Raw genomic sequence first — 21,015 nt, 5'->3', positions numbered from 1 at the left:
GCCGCCGCCAGCCGTTACGCGCCGGCCGCCAGCCGTTAGCGTGCCAGCCGTCAACGGTTCTCCGGCTCGCTTCGCTGCCGGTGTGCACGCATACTCTCCGCAAGAAATAAGTGGAAAAAGAGCATTTAATTGTCCTGAACCAGACAATTTCGGGACAGCAGTTGGAAAAAGTACATCTATTCGGCCCGCATCCCCGTTTGGAGGCGGAATCAAGAGAATTAGATGCCATTTTTCCACTTAATAAACGCATGCACGGTTAAAACATATAAATAAATGTCATAAATCCACTTATTAGGCCGGCTATAGTACCGAACGGACCCTGTCTCTTACCAGAAGGGTCCATCATCTATTAATGTACAAAGAAATCGCTCCTTTTGAAATGGCGGGTGGTACCTCCATTAATTACAGGAACGGTTTTTTTGTGTTGTTTTGAAGTATGTATGTTACCGGAAAGTTAATTCGCCACGCGTTCACCCGCAGACTTGTTACTAAGCGTGCATGAACCCAAACATTATGTTTACCCGGATGGCCGGGCCGTAAAGAGGTAAAAAAAGTCGGCTGGATGTAAAGATATTCGTATGTTTAAACTTACCGGGTTTTTATATGCTTAAATCAAATACACAAGGAGGTTAAAGAATGCTCAGAATACCCTTACGAAAAATCCCCGTCTTGTTATTACTGGCTTCACTGGTCTTATCCTCAACCCCGCTTGGCCAGCCCCGGGCCGCCTATGGAGCAGACGGTGCAGATGCCGCAGATGCTGCTGTAAGCTCCGCCGCACTTGATATTACCCAAAGTAAAGTAGAAGGGGAGTATGCGCTGGATCTGTCGGAGGTTGGGAATGTAGACTGGCTGCACTTGAAAGGCAACGGCCCGGATGACATCGTTCAGATTAAAAAAGCCGCTCCCAGCTCTGTAACCTTCAGCGTGTACGGGAACGATACCACAGGTACCGAAGGGAAGCCGGATAGGGGCAATGACGGGAATTACTTGTCCTATTCCTGGAATGACGGCATGGCTGGTTATGAAAGGGCTGTCAAGGATACCGGATTCGGCGTGTTTTTCCCCAAAAACAGAGATTCGGGGATATACGGGGATGTAGGCTGGACCTTCCAAGTTGCCCCGCAGCCGCAGGAGTCAACCGTCGTCTTCGGCATCGGGTTATGGCAGGCGAAAGCTGCTGTGAGGATCTATGCAGATATGAACCTCATGGAGACGAAGGAAATCAGTGCGGGGGGGACCTCGGAAGTATACAAGTATCAGATTAAGGTGCCAGCCAATGTGCAACTAAGAGTTGAGGGTCTGCAGGCAGAAACCCTTTCACGGTACGGTAACATGTCTTTCTCGGGACTTGCGGTAAGCAGCAAGGAGGTAGCCGACAAAAGCGCGCTGCAGCTTGCCTATAATCAGGTGAAGGACAAACTCCAAGGTGTATACACGGATGAATCCTGGCAGGACTTTGCCAAGGCAAGGGTTGAAGCCAAGGAGGTTCTGGACAAGCAGGATGCCCTCCAGGCGGAAACCGACAGTGCCCTGTCTCTTCTGGAGCAGAAGCAAGCGGCTCTGGTAAGAAGAGAAACCAATCTGATGATCGATTACACAGGTGCTGCGGAGAATGAATACGAATTCGGCAGCAATGGGGATCAGCAGGACAGATATCAGACTTTTACAGCTCAGGAGAGCTTCGAGATGCAGTACGCACAAGTAAATGTGAGGAAAATGTCCAATAACGTAAGCGACTTGACCGTGAAGCTATATGGGACAGACCCTTCCGGCTTCCCGGCAGGTGCTCCTCTTGCAGAAACGGTGGTCAGCCGGGACCGTGTTGCGGACGGTGAAATGACTACGATTCCACTCCGTTACAGTCTCGCCGGAAATACACGGTACGCTCTGGTTTTATCACAGAAGAATCTGTCTGCCGGCAAATACCGCTGGATGGTCATGAAGAAGAACGGGGAAACGGCAAGTGAATTTTTCGGCAAAAGTGTCTCCGGTGCCTTCCAATCCGAAGCACATCTGGGCACCGGCATCTTAAGAATTATTAAGAATACGGATGTGGACAGAACCGCCTTGCAGGCCTTAATCGATGATATTGCCAAATCTAACTACAACAGCAGGCTGTACACCGTGCAGTCGTGGTCTGCACTCGAAGCCGCGTTGGCTAATGCCGGCCTGGTTTTGAACGATTTTGACGCTGACCCGGAGGAGATCAATGCAGCGCTCAGCCATTTGCAGGCGGCAAGGGGCCAGCTGAAGATTAATATGGATATGGCGGCGATTGCCGGGCAGATCGATCTTATTAGCCGGGCCGTCATCAAAGGCTACACCCTCAGTTCCCTGAACACCTTGAATGAAGCTGTGCAAGCCGCCAAGGCGCTGGATGCAAACGCTCTGGATAACGAGAAGCTGACAGCCTACTCCGCTGTTTTGGAAGCGGTTCATAATTTGAAGACCGCAGGCAAATACCAGTACGATACCCATGCGCTAATGTCAGCGGCCTTCGGCTTCGAGGGAGACAAGAATGCTTCGCTCGCTTTTCTGGACGGATCGTATCAAATCGGCGGAAGCCGTCCGGAGCAGCATGGTCCGGTGGCCCCGAAGCAAATGGTCACGTTCGGAGTTGCTGATACAAGCAACATCAAGTGGACTAAGGGGGAAGGTTATTTACCGGTAATGATCAGTGAATATACGAAGAATAAAGTAGACTACAAGATTGAGACCTTCGCCAACAAACATACGGTGGACCATAAGGATTATGTCGTCAACTATTCGAGAGTCACGGCTGCGAATCATTCAGGCGAGCTCATGCTGCTGCCGGTCGTCTCGGGCAATCTGGTGCCACTTAATGCGGACGCTGTAAATATGTACACCGTTCAGCCGGGGGAGAGCGTTGTCAGGGAATATGCGATTGAAGCTGACAAGTATGAATATTTTGACAAGAACGTGACCCGGTTTACTTCCTTGACCAAAGAGCAGGTGGCGGGTCTGGGAACCTTCGAAGCCAACTACAGTGAGATGAAGGCGTATTGGCTGACGAGACTCTCCGCAGTAGTGGATATCGGCTTGCCGAACCGGGAGCTTGAAAATGCGTTCAAATCCGGCTATATCGATACGCTGATTATTAAAGATGATACGTATCTGCATGTGGGGGAGAACGGCTATGCCCGGTTATTCTCCCATGATACGCTGGGCATTCTGGTGAACCTGATTCAGAGCGGGGATTTCGCCCATGCGCAGAATTATCTGAAGAGTATCCCGCTGACAGGCGGAATCAACATTGAGACGGGTCAGGTGGACAGCAATCTGTACTGGGATACGAACTGGAAGATTCCGTGGGCGTACGCGGTTTACTTAAGTAAAACCGGTGACGCCTCTATCTTCGATGAGCAGATGACCGCCGATGACGGCTCTACCGGTACCGTATTTGAGAAGCGGGTTAAATTCGGGGCGCGAACCATCGAGAGTGACCGCAACGCTGACGGAATTATGAAAAAAACGTATGCGATTGATTCCGAGGGCAACTGGACGATCGATAATTACTCTGCCCTGACCGGTCTGACCGCCTACGAATATGTAACCCGCGAGCTCTACCGTATTAAGAATGACGAAGCCTATTTGCAGGAAGCGGAGTGGGCAAAAGCAAGGTATGACGACTTATTGGCCAAATTCACAGCCAAACTGGAGCAGACGATAACCGAAGAAGGGCTTGATTATATTCCGGCCTCGGTCGTTGAGACCAATGATGAGAACCGGATGAAAGACTCCAGAGATGCGAATTGGGCTTCCATGTTCCTGTTCGGCAGATGGCACTGGGACGGCTATCTGTATGGGGCGGAGCAGCCGGAGGACAACATCAGCCTGAAGCTGCTGGATGATACGTATTCCTATGGAATCAACCGGCGTATTCAGGAGGATACGACAGATTCTCCGTACAACTTCGGGGGGTATCCGCATGGCTTTTATTCAAGCGCGTACAACGCCGGATACGGAAGCGCTGCGCTGCGCGGAGAAGAATACCGGGATATAGGCATTAAAGCGTATGAATTCATGATTGAAAATTCGATGAGCGGGCCGTTCAGCTGGTGGGAAGGGATCAATTATCCTGTCGCAGGAAGCCCTTGGGCACAGACGAATGATCAGCTGAACCTTCAGAATACACCGGGAGGCGGCGGCTCGGCTCAGCATATGTGGGGACAATCGGTTAACTCCAAGGTACTTATTGACTCCCTGATTGCCGAGCGGATATATGATCAGAACCAGAAGACTGAGATTATTGTAGGCCGCGGTATTCCTAAGGAGTGGGTCAAGGATGCTGCCAAGAACAATAATAAGGTGGCTAGCGTGCAAAATTACCCCGCCCTGCAAGGCGGCAGAGTCGGGTACAGCATTGTAAGACAAGACAACCAGCTCGTGGTGACCTTCAGCAGCGACTTGAGCCAGGCGAAAGCCGGTGCCGGAGGGGCAAGCTTCAGTGTCCAATTGCCAAGCATGGTGAACAATATTACGGATGTATCTGCAGGCATAATGGATAACAGCAAAGGTATCGTTACGGTTCCGTTAAATACAGCCTCAGTAACGATAACTTTAGGTGATTTACCGAAACCGCTGGCTGTTAACTTAGATAAGGATAAGCTTGAAATTGTGTATGCCGATGATGACCTCCAGACCTCGGTTACGAAAGACGTTATTTTGCCGGCAGCAGGTGAGCATGGAAGTGAAATTACCTGGACCTCAAGTAGTCCCGATATCATCTCCAGTAAAGGAGAGGTTAAGCGTCCGGCGAGCACAACCGGGGTGACTTTGACGGCCATCCTGAAGAAAGATGGGGCAGAGGCGCAGAAAAGCTTCGTATTGACGGTGCTAAAGGCAGACACCAAGCCTGACGGAGGCACGGATACAGGGAACAATGGCAACAACGGTAACAACGGTAATAACGGTAATAACGGCAACAACGGCAATAATGGGAATGAGGGCAACAACACGGGGAATACCGGTACTATCGGCACTATCGTAACCACCGGCAATACGGGCAGCACAGGCGGCACAGGAGATACAGGCGATGGCGGTATGGCGGCTACTCAGCCTGCGTTCAAGGATGTAGAGAAGCACTGGGCAAAAGAGAGCATTATAACTGCGGCGCAGCGCAAGCTGGTGAACGGTTATGAAGACGGAACCTTCCGTCCGGACGGAGCCGTTACGCGCAGTGAATTCGCGGTGATCCTGGGCCGCGCCTTACAGGTGGACCTTGCGCAATCCGGACTTTCCTTCACGGATGAAGGCAGCATTCAGCCGTGGGCGAAGCCGTATGTTGCCGCTGCGGTTAAATCCGGCTGGATTACAGGCTATACGGATCAGTCCTTCCGGCCGGGCGGAAAGATTACCCGCCTGGAGATGATTTCCATGATTGTCCGGGCGCTGGAATGGAAGACAGAACCTAAGGCTAAGGCAGCTTTTGCGGATGCGGAGCTTATTCCTTCATGGGGTCAGCCGTATGCGGCAGCCGCCTACGAAGCGGGTCTGGTTGAAGGCCAAGGCAATAACCGGCTGGCTCCGAATGATCAGGCCACGCGGGCAGAGGCCGTGACCCTGATTCTTAGACTGTTAGCCAAAATTGAACAGCAGTAGCATACGGCAGAGCAAGCTGGCGTCCGGATTTCCGGCGTCAGCTTTTTGTTTTTGCAGGCTATAAACATTGATACAGAGAAAACGAGATACTCTATAAGACGCACTAAAAAAATTAACAAAAGCGAAAGAAGCGGAGGGGGATTTGGAACTGTAGGGGAGGATAGCAGCGGTAATAAACAAGAAATCTGGAGCGGGCAGCGGCCTGAAGTCCAAATGTTCATCGCAGTGACGACTAAGCTTCAAGTTCAAATCTTAAGTGCGTCTTATATATATAATGATATAGTGGGTTTAGGAATAGTTTACTGCACGAGAGGAGCGGATGTATTGTGAAAGAAGTGAATGTGAACCTACCCTTTAATCTTGACGGTGGATTGGCGGTGTACCAAAGCAGGGTCTGGCAGGGACTAACGCTGGAGTGGCGGGAAGGCCATCTGCTGCTGGAATTTCCGGCTGAGGTAGACAGTATATCAAGCGCAGTGTATGGCGGAGGAACAGGCCGCCTGAAGCGGGCGGTGAACCAATATGTCACCCGGGACTACGAATGCAGCAATCCGGTACGGGATATGGAAAATAAGCTGCAGGAGTGGGGTTATCCGCTGGAAGGCTGCGCCGGAATGATGACGGCAGTTCCGCTTGAACATGCCGCTGTTGCCGAAGAGGATACCGGCTCTGCGGGGATTATGTGCTGCGTGACAGCGGCTGCGGGCAATGCTGCCCGCGCCGGATCGCAGCGCAGCGTGCTGGCGGCTTACCGCCCGGGCACGATTAACATTATGCTTGGCATTGACGGCTGGCTGTCGCCGTCGGCCATGGTCAATGCTGTGATGACAGCCACGGAAGCGAAGGCTGCCGCCCTGGCAGATCTCGGAATCACGGATTCCGAGAACGGTCTAATCGCAACCGGGACCACAACGGATGCGATTGTGCTCGCGGTGAGCGGGAGCCGCCGTTATGCAGCGGAGCATGTGTATGCCGGAACAGCGACCGACCTGGGCGGAGCCATCGGCAGGCTGGTGTACAGTGCGGTGACGGAAAGTCTGCGTTCGGTGAAGGCGGCGGAGGCTGTGCGGAGAGCGGAACTTGCTGACTTGGCGCAGGCAGAGCAACTTGCGGCTTCTGCGGAAACTGGGCAAGCCGCAAGTGGAGAAGAAGCAGTTGAATTCGAAGCAGTAGTGGCAGCTGAACTGTTACCGCCTCAAGAAGCACTAATTGGGCAGCCCGGCCATCTGAAGAAGGGCGGCCGGGAATAATGTCTGGAATGATGAAGAAGGACCGCCAGGAACCGCAGCGGGGTGAACCAAGGTGAAGCTTGCCATCATACTGTTGGCCGCTTATGTTGTGGACCGGATTGTCGGCGATCCGCGTAATCTTCCCCATCCCGTTGTCTATATGGGGAAGGCCATCAGCTCGATAGAGCGGCTTATCCGCCGCTTCGCATCGGCGCCCCGTGCCCTGAAGCGGGCGGGGCTGCTGCTTCCGCTCCTGGTAGCAGGAGGCGCATGGATGCTGACAGCGCTGCTTGTCATGCTGCTCTATAAGATATCCCCCTGGCTGGCCGGGGCTGCCGAAGTATGGCTGATCTCCACAACAATTGCCTCCAAAGGGTTGAAGGATGCCGGGCTGGCGGTATATATAGAACTCCGCCAAGGAGATATTCCCGCTGCCCGCAGAGCGCTGGGAATGATCGTCGGCCGGGATACGGTGCATCTGGAGAGCCCGGAGATCGTCCGCGGCACAGTGGAAACAGTGGCGGAGAACATCGTCGACGCGATCATCTCGCCGCTGTTCTTCGCCCTGCTGGGCGGGGCTCCGCTGGCTATGGCTTACCGTGCGGTGAACACGCTGGATTCCATGGTCGGCTACAAGAACGACAAGTACCGCGACCTCGGCTGGGCATCCGCCCGTCTGGATGATGTCGCGAATTACATACCGGCGCGGATTACAGCGCTATTCCTAACCTTATGTGCGGCGCTGCTGCGGCTGGACTGGCGGAGATGCTGGCGTACCGTGCGGAGGGATGCACGTCTTCATCCCAGCCCGAACAGCGGCTACCCGGAATCGGCAGTTGCCGGAGCACTGGGCATCCGCCTGGGCGGAGAAAATGTATACCACGGCGTAACCTCCTTCCGCGCCTACATGGGAGATCCCCTGCGGACAATGGAGCCGGAGGATATTATTGTGACTTCGCGGATGATGATGCTGTCTTCAGCCATATTTGTCTGCCTGTGTGCAGCGGTTGCCTTGTTATGGCAGGGGATGGGGGGCTGAGCGGAGTGCAGATGGACAAGGACGAGGGTAAGGATACGGACAAGGGCAAGGATACGGACAAGGGCAAGGGCAAGGACATTGATAAGGACAAGGATAAGGATGCGGACAATGACAAGATAAGCCACTTGAAGGATTCGGCTCCGGCAGGCCACAGTAGCATAAGAAACCCGGCACCGCAGCAGGAGGTGGAGTTGAAGTTGAAGTTGAAGTTGGGGCAGGAACAGGAGTTGGAGCAGGAGCAGGAACGGGAGCTGGAGTTGGAAACACAACAGGAAGTGGAGTATGATCTGGAGCTGGTGCTTATCCGCCATGGGCATACGCAGTGGAACAAGGAGCGCCGTTATTTGGGCAGCACCGATCTGCCGCTGCTGCCGGAGGAGCGGCAGCAATTGTCCGCATTATGCGACCAGTCGGCGCTCGGCGGGGAATTCTGGCGTGTCTATTGCAGTGACCTGCGCAGATGCAGGGAGACACTGGAAGCCATGGCTCCGCACCTGGAGCAGCAGGCCATCTATGATTCGCGGCTGCGCGAGCTGGATTTTGGTGCCTGGGAAGGCTGCGATTATGAGCAGCTGAAGGATAACGGGCATTACCGCAGCTGGATTGACCACCCCGAAATAGTAACACCGCCGGAAGGGGAAGCGTGGGAACAGTTTGAAGCCCGGTTGGATGATTTCTGGGCTCAGCTGGAGCAGGAACTGGAGTATACAAGCATTAACGGTGGGATGCCCGGGCTTGCAACCGGCGAACCAAGGGTGGTTCCACCAGCGGTAGCTCCTGCAGCGGTAGTTCCTGTAGTGATAGTTCCTGCAGCGGTAGTTCCTCCAGCAGAAGTTTCACCAGTACCAATCTCAGCTATGGCGGTTCCACCAGTGCCAATTTCATCTTCTGCAGTTCCATTAGCGCCAGACTCATCACCCAATCCCCCGCCTCCACGCGTGCTTATAGTGACTCATGGCGGCATCATCCGGCTACTGCTGGCGCGTCTGACCGAAGGAGTAACCTTCTATACAGCAGCTGCACCCGCGCCGGGTGAAGTCACTGTACTGAATCTTCGGAAGGATGAAGGAGCCTGGCGCATGATGCCGCGCGAAGTGTAGCTACCACAGCTGGACTAGGGACCGCTATAATTCGGTTGCGAAAAACCGAATACAATGCGTCGCAGATAGTGTTAACGAACCAAATGTATGCGAAAAACCGAATACATTGTCCCCCCTTAGAACCACAGCCGGAAGAAAATCCCGGGGCTGTGGTTCTTTTTTTACGGCGGAGTCTGTGCCATGATAGCTATGGGGGCGATAGCGGTATGTTTAAGGATTTCAAGCTCATTGCCGGACGTCCGGTATATATCCAGGTGAAGGATTACATGAAACATCTTATTATCAAAAGCGCGCTCCAGGGCGGGCAGAAGCTCCCCTCGACACGGGAACTCAGCACACTCCTCAAGGTCAGCCGCAACTCCATTATTTCGGCCTATGAGAGTCTGGAGGATGACGGCTTCGCGTATACGGTGCAGGGCCAGGGGAGTTATGTCTCACAAGGTGCTGCAGCGGGGCACGGAGATCCGGAAGCGGCCTCCTGGAGCATGGACTGGAAAGAGCGGCTCAGCGGCCAGGCGCTGCTCGCGGAAGAGCTGGACATTATGAAGCGGGGGATCCGCGCGGGGAAAGGAACGATTTCTTTTACCAGTATCGCGCCGGATGAGAGCCTCTTCGATCTGGATCAGGTGAAAAGAGCTTTTCTGGAGCGCATGTCCGTGGAGGGCAACGTTCTGCTGAATTATGGATATGCCAAGGGATATAAACCTTTAATAGATTATTTGCGGCAATATATGGAGCACAAGGGCGTGGATATGCGCGGGAAGGATCTGCTGATTACGAACGGGTTCACGGAGGGCTTCGACATAGTGTTGTCTGCTCTGGGTAAGCGGCATGGCGCTGTAATCTGTGAGAACCCGACGCATCATACGGCGATCAAGAATCTGAAGCTGCACGGCTTCGGGATTCACGGGGTAACGATGGAGCGGGATGGCATCCACCTCGGCGAACTCAAGCGCGCGCTCGAAGAGCGGGAATACGACTGTGCGTATCTGGTCCCCTCCTACCACAATCCTACCGGAATTGTCATGTCTCCCGAGAAAAGACAAGGCCTGATGAAGCTCATGTCGGATTACAAGGTGCCGGTTATTGAGGATGGTTTCAACGAGGAGCTGCGTTATTCGGGTGCCCATGTGGCTCCGTTAATGGCGGCGGCGGGCAGCGGGAACAGTGTCATCTACCTCGGCAGCTTCTCCAAAGTGCTATTCCCCGGATTGCGGGTAGGCTGGGTGCTGGCGGATCAGGAGCTGATCTATTATCTCGAAAGTGTCAAAAGGGCACGCAGTATTCATACCTCGACGCTCGACCAGTCTATTTTGTACCAATATCTGCTGGGCGGCAATCTGGAGAAGTATCTGAAGAAGGCCCGGCTGGAGTATAAACGCAAATACGAGCTGACGCTGGCCTGCTGCAAGGAGCATATTCCGTATGCCTCATTGTCGGGGGACGGGGGACTGCATCTGTTTGTAACGTTCGCTGAAGGCTTCAGCACAAGGGAATTGCTGGCAGCGTGCCACGGGCAGGGGGTTATTTTTACGGCGGGAGACATCTTCTTCACAGACGGTACAGGGCAGAATACGCTGCGGCTGGGCTTCTCCAGAGTGGCGGATGAGGATATACGCAGAGGGATCGAAATTATTGGCAGGACAGCACGGCAACTTATGGGATGAAGGGGTGTACGGATATGATTAGAGTGGGAGTTATTATGGGCGGCGTATCGTCTGAATATGAGGTGTCCATGAATACCGGCAGGGAGATGCTGAAGGCGCTGGATCCGGCAAAATACACCGGGATTCCTGTACCTATCACCTCGCGGAAGGAGCTGCTGGAGGGCGTAGAGGGGCTGGACTTCGCTCTGCTCGCCCTGCATGGGACCTACGGCGAGGATGGCACCGTACAAGGTACGCTTGAAACGCTAGGCATTCCTTACTCCGGGAGCGGCGTGCTGTCCAGCAGTCTCTGCATGGATAAAGGGCTGGCCAAGACGGTTATCCGCAGCAAAAGCATCCCCACACCCGACTGGCTGTGCTGGGAGCATATCAATGAATATGCACCGGAAGCCGTGGACCGGCTGGGTTATCCGGTGATGGTCAAGCCGAATTCCGGCGGCTCCAGCATCGGCATGACCAAGGTGAACCATCCGCAGGAGCTGCGCGGGGCGGTGGAGAAGGCTTTTGCCGCGGACTGCTCGGTACTGATTGAGCAATATACCTTAGGACAGGAGATTACCTGTTCTATTCTGGGAGATGAAATGCTGCCGGTAATCGGGATTCAGTCACTGGGTGCAGACTGGTTCGATTATAGCGCCAAATATGAGCAGGGCGGGGCGAAGGAACAGATCATCCAGTTACCTGCGGAGGTCGAGGAACGGGTGCATACGGCGGCACTTGCCTGCTACCGGGCGCTGAAATGCGCGGTGTATGCACGGGTGGATATGCTGCTGAAGGACGGCATTCCATATGTGCTGGAAGTGAACACCCTGCCCGGCATGACCGCAACCAGCCTGCTGCCGCAAAGTGCAAGGGCTGCTGGTATTTCCTTCACCCGGCTGCTGGATGAGATTATCAGCGGATCGCTGCGGGAGCGCAGAGGTATGGGTGGAGCAGCGGAAGCACCAGAAGCACAACTGGTACTGCAAGGGGGTGGCGGGTTATGAACAGAAAACAATCAGCTTTGTCTGTGGACCGCCACCCCCGCATCCAGCGCCTCTCTGGAATCTCCCTGCACAGCGAGCCCATTACTCCGCGCTTAAGAGAGATCCCGCCTTCGGGCATCCGCGCTTTTTTTGATCTGGCTGCGGGTAACAACGATATTATTTCACTCGGGGTTGGTGAACCCGACTTCGCTACTCCTGAACAGGTCAGAGCGGCCTGTATCCGCGCCCTGGACCGTGGGGAGACGATGTATACGCCTAACAGCGGACGTTTGGAGCTGCGGGAGGAGATTGCCGGGTATTTGCAGAAGGGCTTCGACCTGCAGTACGATCCTGCGGACGAAATATTGGTTACTGTAGGGAGCAGTGAAGCCGTGGATCTGGCGCTGCGCGCCTTCATCGCACCGGGCGATGAGATTCTGATTCCTGCCCCGGGTTATGTCGCCTATGCGCCTATTGCCTATCTGAATGGCGGAACGCTGGCCACGGTGGAGACGACTGTGGAGCAGGGCTTTAAGCTCACGGCCGAAGCACTGAAGCGGGCGATCACTCCGCGATCCAAGCTGCTGATGGTGAATTTTCCGAGTAACCCTACGGGGGCGGTAATGACCTATGAGGACTGGCTGCCGGTAGCTGAGGTGGTGAAGGAGCACGGGCTGATCGTGATTTCGGATGAGATCTATGCCGAGCTGACCTACGACAGCACACATGTAAGTATTGCTTCACTCCCCGGCATGAAGGAGCGGACGGTGGTGATCAGCGGGTTCTCGAAGGCTTTTGCCATGACCGGATGGCGGGTCGGATATGCCTGCGGGAACCGCGAACTGCTGGCGGCTATGCTCAAAATTCATCAATACACAGCCATGTGTGCGCCTGTGCTGGGCCAGATCGCCGCTGCCGAATCCCTGCGCAGTGCTCTGCCGGATAAAGACCGGATGAAAGCCTACTTCAAGGACCGCCGGACAATGTTTGTAGACGGACTGCGGTCTGCCGGACTGCCCTGCCATATGCCGCAGGGGGCATTCTATGCTTTTGCCTCCATTGCCCGCACTGGCATGACCTCGGAGGAATTCGCCTTAAGGCTGCTGAAGGAGGCGGGAGTCGCAGTTGTTCCGGGCCATGTGTTCGGGGCTGGCGGAGAAGGGTACATCCGCTGCTCCTATGCGGCTTCTACAGCGAAGCTGACCGAAGCGCTGGAGCGGCTGGAAGGCTTCATGAAGGTAAAAATCTAATTGTAAGATCAATCTATATCACCTATAATCCTTTAAGGAAGAAATAGGGATATGTTAGAATTCAATTGGCTTGCAGCCAAGTCAGCGGAAGCTCCCTTCTTCAGAGCAGGGGAGCTTTTTTTGTGTTCTGATGACAGTATGCAGAGCCGATAGAAGTGAATTGTTTTCAATAGAATATACAATAGATAACAGGAGGTAATATCATGATCACAGCCATACAAGAAGTAACCGGACGGATCGCTCCGCCTGATGAAAAAGCGACCTTACGCGCGGTGCTCCGCCTGAACAGCCTGACCAAGCCGCCGGGAAGCCTCGGGCGGCTGGAGGCGCTGGCCGTCCGGCTGGCCGGGATCTCCAAAGTAGAACAGCCCTGTTACAGCAAACGTACGGTAGTAGTTATGGCAGCGGATCATGGGGTCTGTTGTGAAGGGGTCAGTGCTTTTCCGCAGGAGGTTACAATGCAGATGGCCTATAACTTCCTGAGCGGCGGCGCAGCCGTGAACGTGCTGGCCCGCCAGGGTGGTGCAGAAGTTCAGTTCGTGGACATCGGCATCAATGGTGATATTACCCATCCGGAGCTGATCGACCGCAAAGTGCGCCGCGGCACGGACAATATGGCGGCAGGTCCTGCCATGAGCCGCGATGATGCGCTGCGCGCGATTCTGGTTGGGGTTCAGGTGGCTCAGGAAGCGGTGAAGAACGGGACGGAGCTTTTTATTACCGGTGAGATGGGGATCGGCAATACTACAGCAAGTGCTGCAGTATTATGCGCACTGGAAGGTATTCCGCCAGAGACGGCGGCCGGACGGGGGACAGGCATTGACGACGAGCGGCTGCGCCACAAAATATCGGTGATCGAACGCGCCCTGAAGGTTAATGCGCCGAATCCGGCTGACCCGATCGATGTACTCTCGAAGGTAGGCGGACTTGAGATTGCCGGCCTGGCCGGTCTGATTCTGGGGGCGGCTGCGCTGCGGATTCCGGTCATTCTGGACGGTTTTATTTCCGGAGCGGCAGCCCTCGTCGCCAAGGCATTGGCACCGGAATCAACGGCTTACATGATTGCTTCCCATGTCTCCGGCGAGCAGGGGCATAAGCTGATGCTGGACCGCCTAGGTCTGGAGGCTCTGCTGGATCTCGGACTGCGCCTCGGTGAAGGTACCGGCGGCGCGCTGTGCCTGCATTTCATTGAAGCGGTCTGCCGGATTATGCGGGAGATGGCGACCTTCGAGAGTGCGGGGGTCTCCGGGTCGGAGAGCGTATGAGCATCCTTGTAACAGGAGGGGCACGCAGCGGGAAAAGCGGCTTCGCCGAGCGCTTAACCAAGAAGCTGGCAGACCCGCAGCAGGCGGTCTATGTGGCGACCGGGCAAGCGTTCGATGAAGAGATGAAGGCCCGGATTGCCCTGCACCGGCAGCAGCGGGAGGAGGGCGGCTTCCGCTGGGAGACTCTGGAGGAGCCGCTTGAACTGTCGGCGCTGCTCCGGCGGCTGTCCGGCAGCGGCAGCGGTCAGACAGTCTTGGTGGACTGCCTGACGCTCTGGCTGTCCAACCAGCTGCTGGCTGTGGAGGAATGCAGTGACCGGCAGCAACTGGTTGAAGCGGCAATTGCCGGACTGGAACAGAGTGTCTCCAGCTTCCAGGGGACGCTAATTTTGGTTACCAATGAAGTAGGCGACGGCATTGTGCCGGATTATTCACTCGGCCGGCTGTACCGTGACCTGGCCGGACGGATGAACGCGCGGCTTGCCCTGCAGTGTGAGCAGGTATTCCTGGTTACGGCCGGAATACCTGTTGAGCTGAAGAGCCGGGAGTACCTGCTGTGAGCGCGCGGGGGGATGCCGCTGCCGCGTTTCAGTTCCTGTCGCGGTTTCCGGTCAAATACAGCCCGGATTTCTCGCCTGAGCTGCTGCGCCGCAGCGTGGTCTATTATCCGCTGGTCGGCGCAGCCATCGGCCTCAGCGCCGCGCTTGGCGCAGCTGCCGCCGCCTGGCTGCTGCCGGCCTGGCCTGCCGCTGTCATCACCCTCATCCTGTGGGTGGGGCTGACCGGCGGGCTGCATCTGGACGGCTGGATGGACAGCGCCGATGCGCTGCTCAGCTACCGCTCGCGGGAGCGGATGCTGGAGATTATGAAGGACAGCCGCGTTGGTGCTATGGGCGTGCTGGCCTGTGTGCTGCTCCTGCTGCTGAAGGCCTCGCTGCTGGCGGCATTGATTGAAGGCGGCAGCTACAGCATGCTGCCGCTGCTCCTGCTGCCGCCGGTCTGGAGCCGCTGGTACATGGTGCGGGCCATGGCCCGCTATCCGCTGGCCCGCGGCAATGAAGGGCTGGCCGCCAGCTTCGGCGGGCTGCCTGCCCGGCTGGAGCGGCGCGCGCGTCTAACCGCCGCGCTGCTTACGCTGGCCGCTGCCGCGGCGCCTCTGGCGCTCGGCGCGGGCAGCGGGGCCTGGCCGCAGCTGGCGGCGGCGGCCATCCTGGCGCCGGCGGCTGCGGCAGCCTGCGGCATGCTCGCAGCGCGGCGGATTGCCAGCCGGCTCGGCGGGCTCACCGGCGACGTCTACGGCGCGCTGGGTGAGCTGCTCGAGACGGTGGTTCTGCTGGTGCTGGTGCTGCTGCAGCACAACCTGTAGCGGACAGCGCGGCCGTGCAATGCCGGCCGCGCCGCCCGGCTCAGCGATCTATTACAACTGTGCCGTTCTTAATTCCGGCAGCAGCCAGAAAGCGAGGAAGATGAACATGGAAGATACAACTGCATGTAAGGCTGCCGCCCAGGCCGCACCGGGGCCTGCGGGTGAAGCGGATAATAAGTTGAAGGCAGCAGCCGTCCAGATCGCGCCGGGGTCTGCGGGTGGAGCGGATAAGCAGCAGCCAGCTACCGTCCAGGCAGCGCCGGGGGTTGCAGATGGACGCGGCAAGCAGCAGCCAGCCGCCGTGCTGATGGTGCAGGGAACTGCCTCCGATGTCGGCAAAAGCCTCGTCACCGCCGCCATCGGACGGATTATGACCCGGGACGGCTACCGTACGGCACCGTTCAAGTCGCAGAATATGGCGCTGAATTCTTATGTTACAGCAGACGGCAAAGAAATCGGCCGCGCCCAGGGGATGCAGGCGGAAGCCTTCGGTATTACGGCTACCAGCGACATGAATCCGATCCTGCTGAAGCCATCCGGTGAGATGAGCGCGCAGATTGTGGTGCATGGTGTGCCGCATGCCGCGCTCAGTGCGAGAGAATACCGTGAGAAGTTTCTCCCCGAAGCCAAAGGGACGGTGATGGATGCGCTTGGCCGTCTGCGGGAGGCCTATGATATTGTGCTGATGGAAGGCGCAGGCAGCCCCGCGGAGATCAACCTCAAGGCGCGGGATATCGTCAATATGAATCTGGCCGGCTGGGCGGATGCGCCGGTGCTGCTGGTTGCCGATATTGACCGGGGCGGCGTGTTTGCTTTCATTGTGGGTACGCTGGAGCTGCTGGAGCCGCATGAACGGGCCCGGGTCAAAGGCTTCATTATCAATAAATTCCGCGGGGATGTCTCGCTGCTGCAGCCCGGGCTGGACTGGCTGGAGGAGCGTACAGGCATTCCGGTGCTGGGGGTGCTGCCGTTCCTGCCGCAGCTGCGGATTGAGGCGGAGGACTCCGTAGTTCTGGAAGGAACCTCAGGCCGCGTGCGTGAAGGTTCTATGAAAGAACTTGATATTGCGGTCATCCGCTATCCGCGCATCTCCAATTTCACCGACTTCGCTCCGCTGGAGGATGAGCCGGATGCTGCCGTACGCTATGTCCTGTCGGCAGACGAGCTTGGAACGCCGGATGTCATTATATTGCCGGGCACGAAGAATACAGCTGCCGACCTGCAGTATTTGCGGGAGCAGGGGTTCCCGGAGGCCATAGAGCGTGCACTGGGACAGGGGACGCAGCAGCTTGCCGGAATCTGCGGCGGGTATCAGATGCTGGGGGTGCAACTGCTTGATCCTCATGCGGTTGAGAGTGCTGAACCGGGTGAGAGTGAGGGCCTCGGGTATCTGCCGCTGTCAACGGCGTTCCTGCAGCAGAAGACCACGGTACGCGTGAGCGGAACACTGGCTGCGGATCATCCGCTGCAACTAAGCACACAGGCGCCCGCCTCAATCGGAGAGATGCCCATTACCGGCTACGAGATACATATGGGAACGACGACGAATCATGATGCTGCTTCGGTACGCAGTCTGTTCAGTCTGGACGGGCTGGAAGGACAGGCTCTGCCGGAAGGCTGGGGAACCCCGGACGGCAGAATCTGGGGCAGCTATCTGCACGGCTTGTTCCACAACGATGGGCTGCGCCGCAGCTGGCTGGACGGATTGCGTATTGCCAAAGGACTCGCACCGCTATCCGTAACCTTCTCGGCTGCTGCGCTCCGTGAGCAGGAATTTGACCGGCTGGCGGATGCTGTAAGGTCACATCTGGACATGAATGCCGTGTACAATATTATGGGCTTGCCAAGAAATGAGGAATAGGGATGTTTATTGCGGTTCTGCTGTTTATTGTTGCCGGACTGGCCGAGATCGGGGGCGGGTATCTGGTCTGGCTCTGGCTGCGGGAATCGCGGCCGCTGTGGTACGGATTGGCAGGCTCTGCCATCCTGATCGCGTATGGTATTATCCCGACGCTGCAGAAGTTTCCTTCCTTTGGCCGGGTATATGCCGCCTATGGCGGAGTATTCGTCGTGCTTGCTGTGCTGTGGGGCTGGCTGGTGGACAGGAAAACACCGGATCTCTACGACTGGATCGGCGCCGGCATCTGCGTGATCGGGGTCTCTGTCATCTTGTGGGCACCGAGACACTGAGCGTGTCCTAATCAGTTATCGCACGAATCCCTCTATTCTCATCCAAGGATTGTGATGGAACCTTTTTATTCTATGAAATCCTGCGCAAAATACAACATTTTGCAGATTACATCGCTCTTAATTCAAAAATGTTGTACGGAAGGCAGGATTTCTCCTCTTCCAAACGGCTAATCAGAGAAATTCTTGTATTATATACAACAATCTTCCTAAAAACCCGGGTATCTATGGATCGAAGTTGTAATTTATACAACATTTATTTCGTACAACATTTATCCTGAACCCGTGTGAACTTAAGAATCTCAAGGTGCCAGCAACGAATCAAATTTGAGGAATTGAAGGATTGTACTTGTCCCTATGCAAAAAAGCAGCTCCAACAGCCACGTGGCCTTTGGAGCTGCTTTTTATATTTATTATTAAACAGCTTTATAGAGTTGATTGAACAGAACAAGCTAAATCTTAAACTGCTCGACAGCCTTCTGCAGCTTCACGGCCTGCTCATGCAGATGCTCTACGGTCAGCGCGTGGCCTTCCAGCTCCTGGTGCTGGCGGGCAGAGTTGCCGGCCAGCGTATCGGCGCTCTGCTGCGACTTGGCAGTAATCTGTGCCGTTTCTTCCACCGAGGCGCTGACTTCTTCGGTGCCTGCCGAAATCTGCTGGGTAGCGGCAGATACGGACTGGATGCTGTGGTTGATGCTCTGGATAAGAATCAGCAGATGATTGAAGGCATTGCCTGCTTCCACCACTTTGTTCATACCTGAAGCTACTTCTGTATTTACGTGATTCATCTCGGATACCGAGTGGTTCATATCTTCCTGAAGTCCGAGCAGGAATTCGCGGATCTGCTCATTGGATTCCTTGGACTGCTCCGACAGCTTGCGCACTTCACCGGCCACGACAGCGAATCCCCGGCCATGCTCTCCGGCGCGCGCTGCTTCAATGGATGCGTTAAGCGACAGCATCTGAATCTGCTTCGTGATTTCGGTAATGCCCTGCACCACTTCCCCGATCATCAGCGAGCGTTCATTCATGATACGGAATTGCTCCAGCGACTGTACCGAGGCCTGTTCCACCTGGCGCATCTGCTGCACAGCACTCTGGGCAATGTCATTACCGCCCATCGCTTCGGCGGAGGCTTCACTGATCTGCTCCGTGACCTCACCGGCGGCGGAAGCGATATGCTGGATGCCGATGTTGATCTCATCCATGGCCCGGGAATTATCGAGTGCGCTGCTCGCAATCGTGGTGCTGCCTTTACCGATTTCCTCTACAGAGACAGCAGATTGCTCAGCCATGTTGTTCAGAATCTGAACACGTTCCTTCAGATCATTGGAATCGGCAACTACTGCGCCCGATGTATCCAGCACATGTCCGATCATCTCCTTGAGCCGCTCACTCATGATCCGGAAGCTCTCGGAGAGCTGGCCTACTTCATCGTTGCCTTTGATCGTAAGTGCTTCGGTGAAATCGCCTCCGGCCAGCTTGTTGCTGTAGGCCGCCAGCAGTTTGATCGGACGGATGATTCTGCGGCTCATCAGTGTGGCGCCGGAGAGTCCGATAATAAGTGCCAGCAGGGTGATTCCCGCACTGGTCCACAGAATGCTGCTCATCTTTTCTTGGATAAAGCCGACATCCGAGCTCACGCCAACGAGCATGGTGGTGCCGGGAACGCCAACAAATGCAGTCTTATGTATACCATGACTATCACTATAGATTTCACTAAGTCCGGATTTTCCTTTGGAGGCTTGCTCCATGGCAGGCAATACCTCAATGGACTCTTCACGCTGAAGCTTGGCACTATGATCCGCGACCAGAACAGTAGCTTTGCCTTCCTTCAGGTCAATGAGGAAAATGGTCTCAACATCGTGCTGCTTCCGCTTTTCCTCGAAATAGAATTCTACATTGGTCCCCGCCTGTTCATTCTTGTTAAGAGCCTGCTGCGCGCTTGTAGCATTCATATTCTTATATACATCCTGGGCTGAGGCAGTCAGAGACTTGTTGATCTGCGGCATCACATAGCTGTCGATGATATTAATGGATATGAAGTAGAAGCTGATACTTAGCAAAAGAGAAGTGAGTAACAGAACGACAAACAGCAGAAGCGTAAACTTGCGGCTAATTGATTTTTTGAAACGGAACATTTCTTTCTCTCCTTTTCTGTCAATTGCATCTGAATATCCCAAGCCAGACAAAGAGCCAGGCAAGCAGCAATATATTCCATTGGTGTAGGTCATATATGAAGCTATCTGTGAACGGGAATTGTGATTGATAACTATTCTATAGAATTAACCTCAGGTTGAATAGTGAAAGTTTGCTCTATACTGCATTATTTTTCAGAAAAAATTGAATATTTAACGAGTCTATCACCAATTTACCGAAAAAAATGAATTATACGCTGTTTTCATGAAAATTTTAAATTTCATAGCATGTTAGCTTTTTCTGTGGTAGAGTATTAATGTTTTGTTTCTATAAGAGTGGATAGCCGCGGTTCGTAACCATCCCGCGTAACCAAAACTAGGAGGAGTTAACAGAAATATGTTTAATTTGTTGTGGGGGATTTTGTTTGTTGTTGTTAATTTTGTGTTTTTTCTGCTCTGCTACCGGTTGTTCGGTAAAAAAGGGCTCTATGCCTGGGTCGGCATGGCAACCGTGGTCGCCAATATACAAGTCGCCAAGACGATTGCGATGCCTTTCGATATTGTAATGACGCTGGGAAATACGATGTATGTCACGTTATATATGACCAGTGACCTGCTGAATGAGAGATACGGGCGGGCAGAAGCGCGGAACGCCGTCTGGTTCGGATTCTTCACTCTGCTAATGACTACTGTCATTATGCAGATGGTGCTTGTATTTGAGCCGCAGGAGACGGATATTGCCCAATCCTCACTCCAGACGATCTTCGGCCTGATGCCGAGACTTGCGCTGGGCAGTCTTACCGCATATTTTATCAGCCAGTTTCTGGATGTGCGCTTATACGCATGGATCCGCAAGTACTACGGCAGCTCACGGCAGCTCTGGATCCGCTCTAACGGCAGCACCATGATCAGCTCTTTTGTCGACACCCTGATCTTCTGTACGATTGCTTTTGCCGGAACCTATGACCTGAAGGTATGGACAGAGATTCTGCTGACTACCTATCTGGCCAAATTCCTGCTTACAGGTGCAGGCACACCGGTGCTATACCTTGCCCGTTCCTTTAAGTTCGCTGAAGAAGAGCAGACCGTCCCTTCCCAGGAGACCAAGCGCAATATTTCATAGAATAGTTTATATAAAAAAGCCCTAACCTCCAGTGATCTAGAGATTGGGGCTTTTTTTGATT

Annotated in this window: 14 protein-coding genes; 13 read left to right on the top strand and 1 reads right to left on the bottom strand. The window is 54.8% G+C overall.

From position 1 onward, the window contains the following. Positions 1–636: 636 nt before the first annotated feature. From GC101_RS13325 to GC101_RS13270, 12 genes are all read left to right on the top strand, one after another. Positions 637–5,625 carry an S-layer homology domain-containing protein gene (locus GC101_RS13325; RefSeq protein WP_171717659.1) on the top strand — a complete coding sequence of 1,663 codons (4,989 nt, stop codon included), beginning with the start codon at positions 637–639 and terminating at the stop codon, positions 5,623–5,625. 326 nt (positions 5,626–5,951) lie between these two features. Further along, the gene (locus GC101_RS13320) at positions 5,952–6,875 is read left to right on the top strand and encodes an adenosylcobinamide amidohydrolase (protein WP_343049687.1); all 924 of its coding nucleotides are present in this window, start codon (positions 5,952–5,954) and stop codon (positions 6,873–6,875) included. A gap of 52 nt (positions 6,876–6,927) precedes the next feature. Then, positions 6,928–7,893, top strand: a complete 966-nt coding sequence (gene cbiB, locus GC101_RS13315; protein WP_171717658.1) for an adenosylcobinamide-phosphate synthase CbiB — start codon at positions 6,928–6,930, stop codon at positions 7,891–7,893. An 11-nt stretch (positions 7,894–7,904) separates the two neighbouring features. Next, the gene (locus GC101_RS13310; protein WP_246354323.1) at positions 7,905–8,993 is read left to right on the top strand and encodes a histidine phosphatase family protein; all 1,089 of its coding nucleotides are present in this window, start codon (positions 7,905–7,907) and stop codon (positions 8,991–8,993) included. Between the two features lie 206 nt (positions 8,994–9,199). Further along, positions 9,200–10,660: an aminotransferase-like domain-containing protein gene (locus tag GC101_RS13305; protein WP_171717656.1), complete on the top strand. Its 1,461-nt coding sequence runs from the start codon at positions 9,200–9,202 to the stop codon at positions 10,658–10,660. Between the two features lie 14 nt (positions 10,661–10,674). Further along, positions 10,675–11,646 carry a D-alanine--D-alanine ligase gene (locus GC101_RS13300; RefSeq protein ID WP_216626592.1) on the top strand — a complete coding sequence of 324 codons (972 nt, stop codon included), beginning with the start codon at positions 10,675–10,677 and terminating at the stop codon, positions 11,644–11,646. 59 nt (positions 11,647–11,705) lie between these two features. Continuing rightward, positions 11,706–12,875, top strand: a complete 1,170-nt coding sequence (locus GC101_RS13295) for an aminotransferase class I/II-fold pyridoxal phosphate-dependent enzyme (protein WP_425497146.1) — start codon at positions 11,706–11,708, stop codon at positions 12,873–12,875. Between the two features lie 203 nt (positions 12,876–13,078). Further along, positions 13,079–14,140 (top strand): nicotinate-nucleotide--dimethylbenzimidazole phosphoribosyltransferase, encoded by a 1,062-nt coding sequence (gene cobT / locus GC101_RS13290; protein ID WP_171717654.1) that lies wholly within the window; start codon positions 13,079–13,081, stop codon positions 14,138–14,140. Then, positions 14,137–14,700 (top strand): bifunctional adenosylcobinamide kinase/adenosylcobinamide-phosphate guanylyltransferase, encoded by a 564-nt coding sequence (cobU, locus tag GC101_RS13285; RefSeq protein ID WP_171717653.1) that lies wholly within the window; start codon positions 14,137–14,139, stop codon positions 14,698–14,700. Before cobT ends, cobU begins: the two co-directional genes overlap by 4 nt. Then, positions 14,697–15,506, top strand: coding sequence for an adenosylcobinamide-GDP ribazoletransferase (gene cobS, locus GC101_RS13280; RefSeq protein WP_076242409.1), 810 nt, complete (start codon positions 14,697–14,699; stop codon positions 15,504–15,506). Before cobU ends, cobS begins: the two co-directional genes overlap by 4 nt. Before the next feature lie 307 nt (positions 15,507–15,813). Continuing rightward, the gene (locus tag GC101_RS13275; protein ID WP_171717664.1) at positions 15,814–17,367 is read left to right on the top strand and encodes a cobyric acid synthase; all 1,554 of its coding nucleotides are present in this window, start codon (positions 15,814–15,816) and stop codon (positions 17,365–17,367) included. Between the two features lie 2 nt (positions 17,368–17,369). Beyond that, positions 17,370–17,696, top strand: a complete 327-nt coding sequence (locus tag GC101_RS13270; protein ID WP_042134414.1) for a YnfA family protein — start codon at positions 17,370–17,372, stop codon at positions 17,694–17,696. 449 nt (positions 17,697–18,145) lie between these two features. On the opposite strand, the gene GC101_RS13265 is transcribed toward GC101_RS13270, so the two are convergent. Next, positions 18,146–19,834, bottom strand: a complete 1,689-nt coding sequence (locus tag GC101_RS13265; protein ID WP_171717652.1) for a methyl-accepting chemotaxis protein — start codon at positions 19,832–19,834, stop codon at positions 18,146–18,148. Positions 19,835–20,228: 394 nt separating this feature from the next. Here GC101_RS13265 and GC101_RS13260 point away from each other — a divergent pair, with 394 nt between their 5' ends. Then, entirely contained in the window at positions 20,229–20,954 is a 726-nt protein-coding gene (locus tag GC101_RS13260) for a queuosine precursor transporter (protein ID WP_042134420.1), read from the top strand. Positions 20,955–21,015 lie beyond the last annotated feature (61 nt).

The sequence above is a fragment of the Paenibacillus phytohabitans genome, assembly GCF_013141775.1.
Classification (GTDB): Bacteria; Bacillota; Bacilli; order Paenibacillales; family Paenibacillaceae; genus Paenibacillus_AQ; species Paenibacillus_AQ phytohabitans.
This window is presented reverse-complemented; position numbering and strand designations above follow the sequence as displayed.

Coding starts and splice junctions, on each gene's coding strand:
- GC101_RS13325 (WP_171717659.1), top strand. CDS start 637: ATGCTCAGAATACCCTTACGAAAAATCCCCGTCTTGTTATTACTGGCT.
- GC101_RS13310 (WP_246354323.1), top strand. CDS start 7,905: ATGGACAAGGACGAGGGTAAGGATACGGACAAGGGCAAGGATACGGAC.
- GC101_RS13305 (WP_171717656.1), top strand. CDS start 9,200: ATGTTTAAGGATTTCAAGCTCATTGCCGGACGTCCGGTATATATCCAG.
- GC101_RS13300 (WP_216626592.1), top strand. CDS start 10,675: ATGATTAGAGTGGGAGTTATTATGGGCGGCGTATCGTCTGAATATGAG.
- cobT (WP_171717654.1), top strand. CDS start 13,079: ATGATCACAGCCATACAAGAAGTAACCGGACGGATCGCTCCGCCTGAT.
- cobU (WP_171717653.1), top strand. CDS start 14,137: ATGAGCATCCTTGTAACAGGAGGGGCACGCAGCGGGAAAAGCGGCTTC.
- GC101_RS13275 (WP_171717664.1), top strand. CDS start 15,814: ATGGTGCAGGGAACTGCCTCCGATGTCGGCAAAAGCCTCGTCACCGCC.
- GC101_RS13270 (WP_042134414.1), top strand. CDS start 17,370: ATGTTTATTGCGGTTCTGCTGTTTATTGTTGCCGGACTGGCCGAGATC.
- GC101_RS13265 (WP_171717652.1), bottom strand. CDS start 19,834: ATGTTCCGTTTCAAAAAATCAATTAGCCGCAAGTTTACGCTTCTGCTG.
- GC101_RS13260 (WP_042134420.1), top strand. CDS start 20,229: ATGTTTAATTTGTTGTGGGGGATTTTGTTTGTTGTTGTTAATTTTGTG.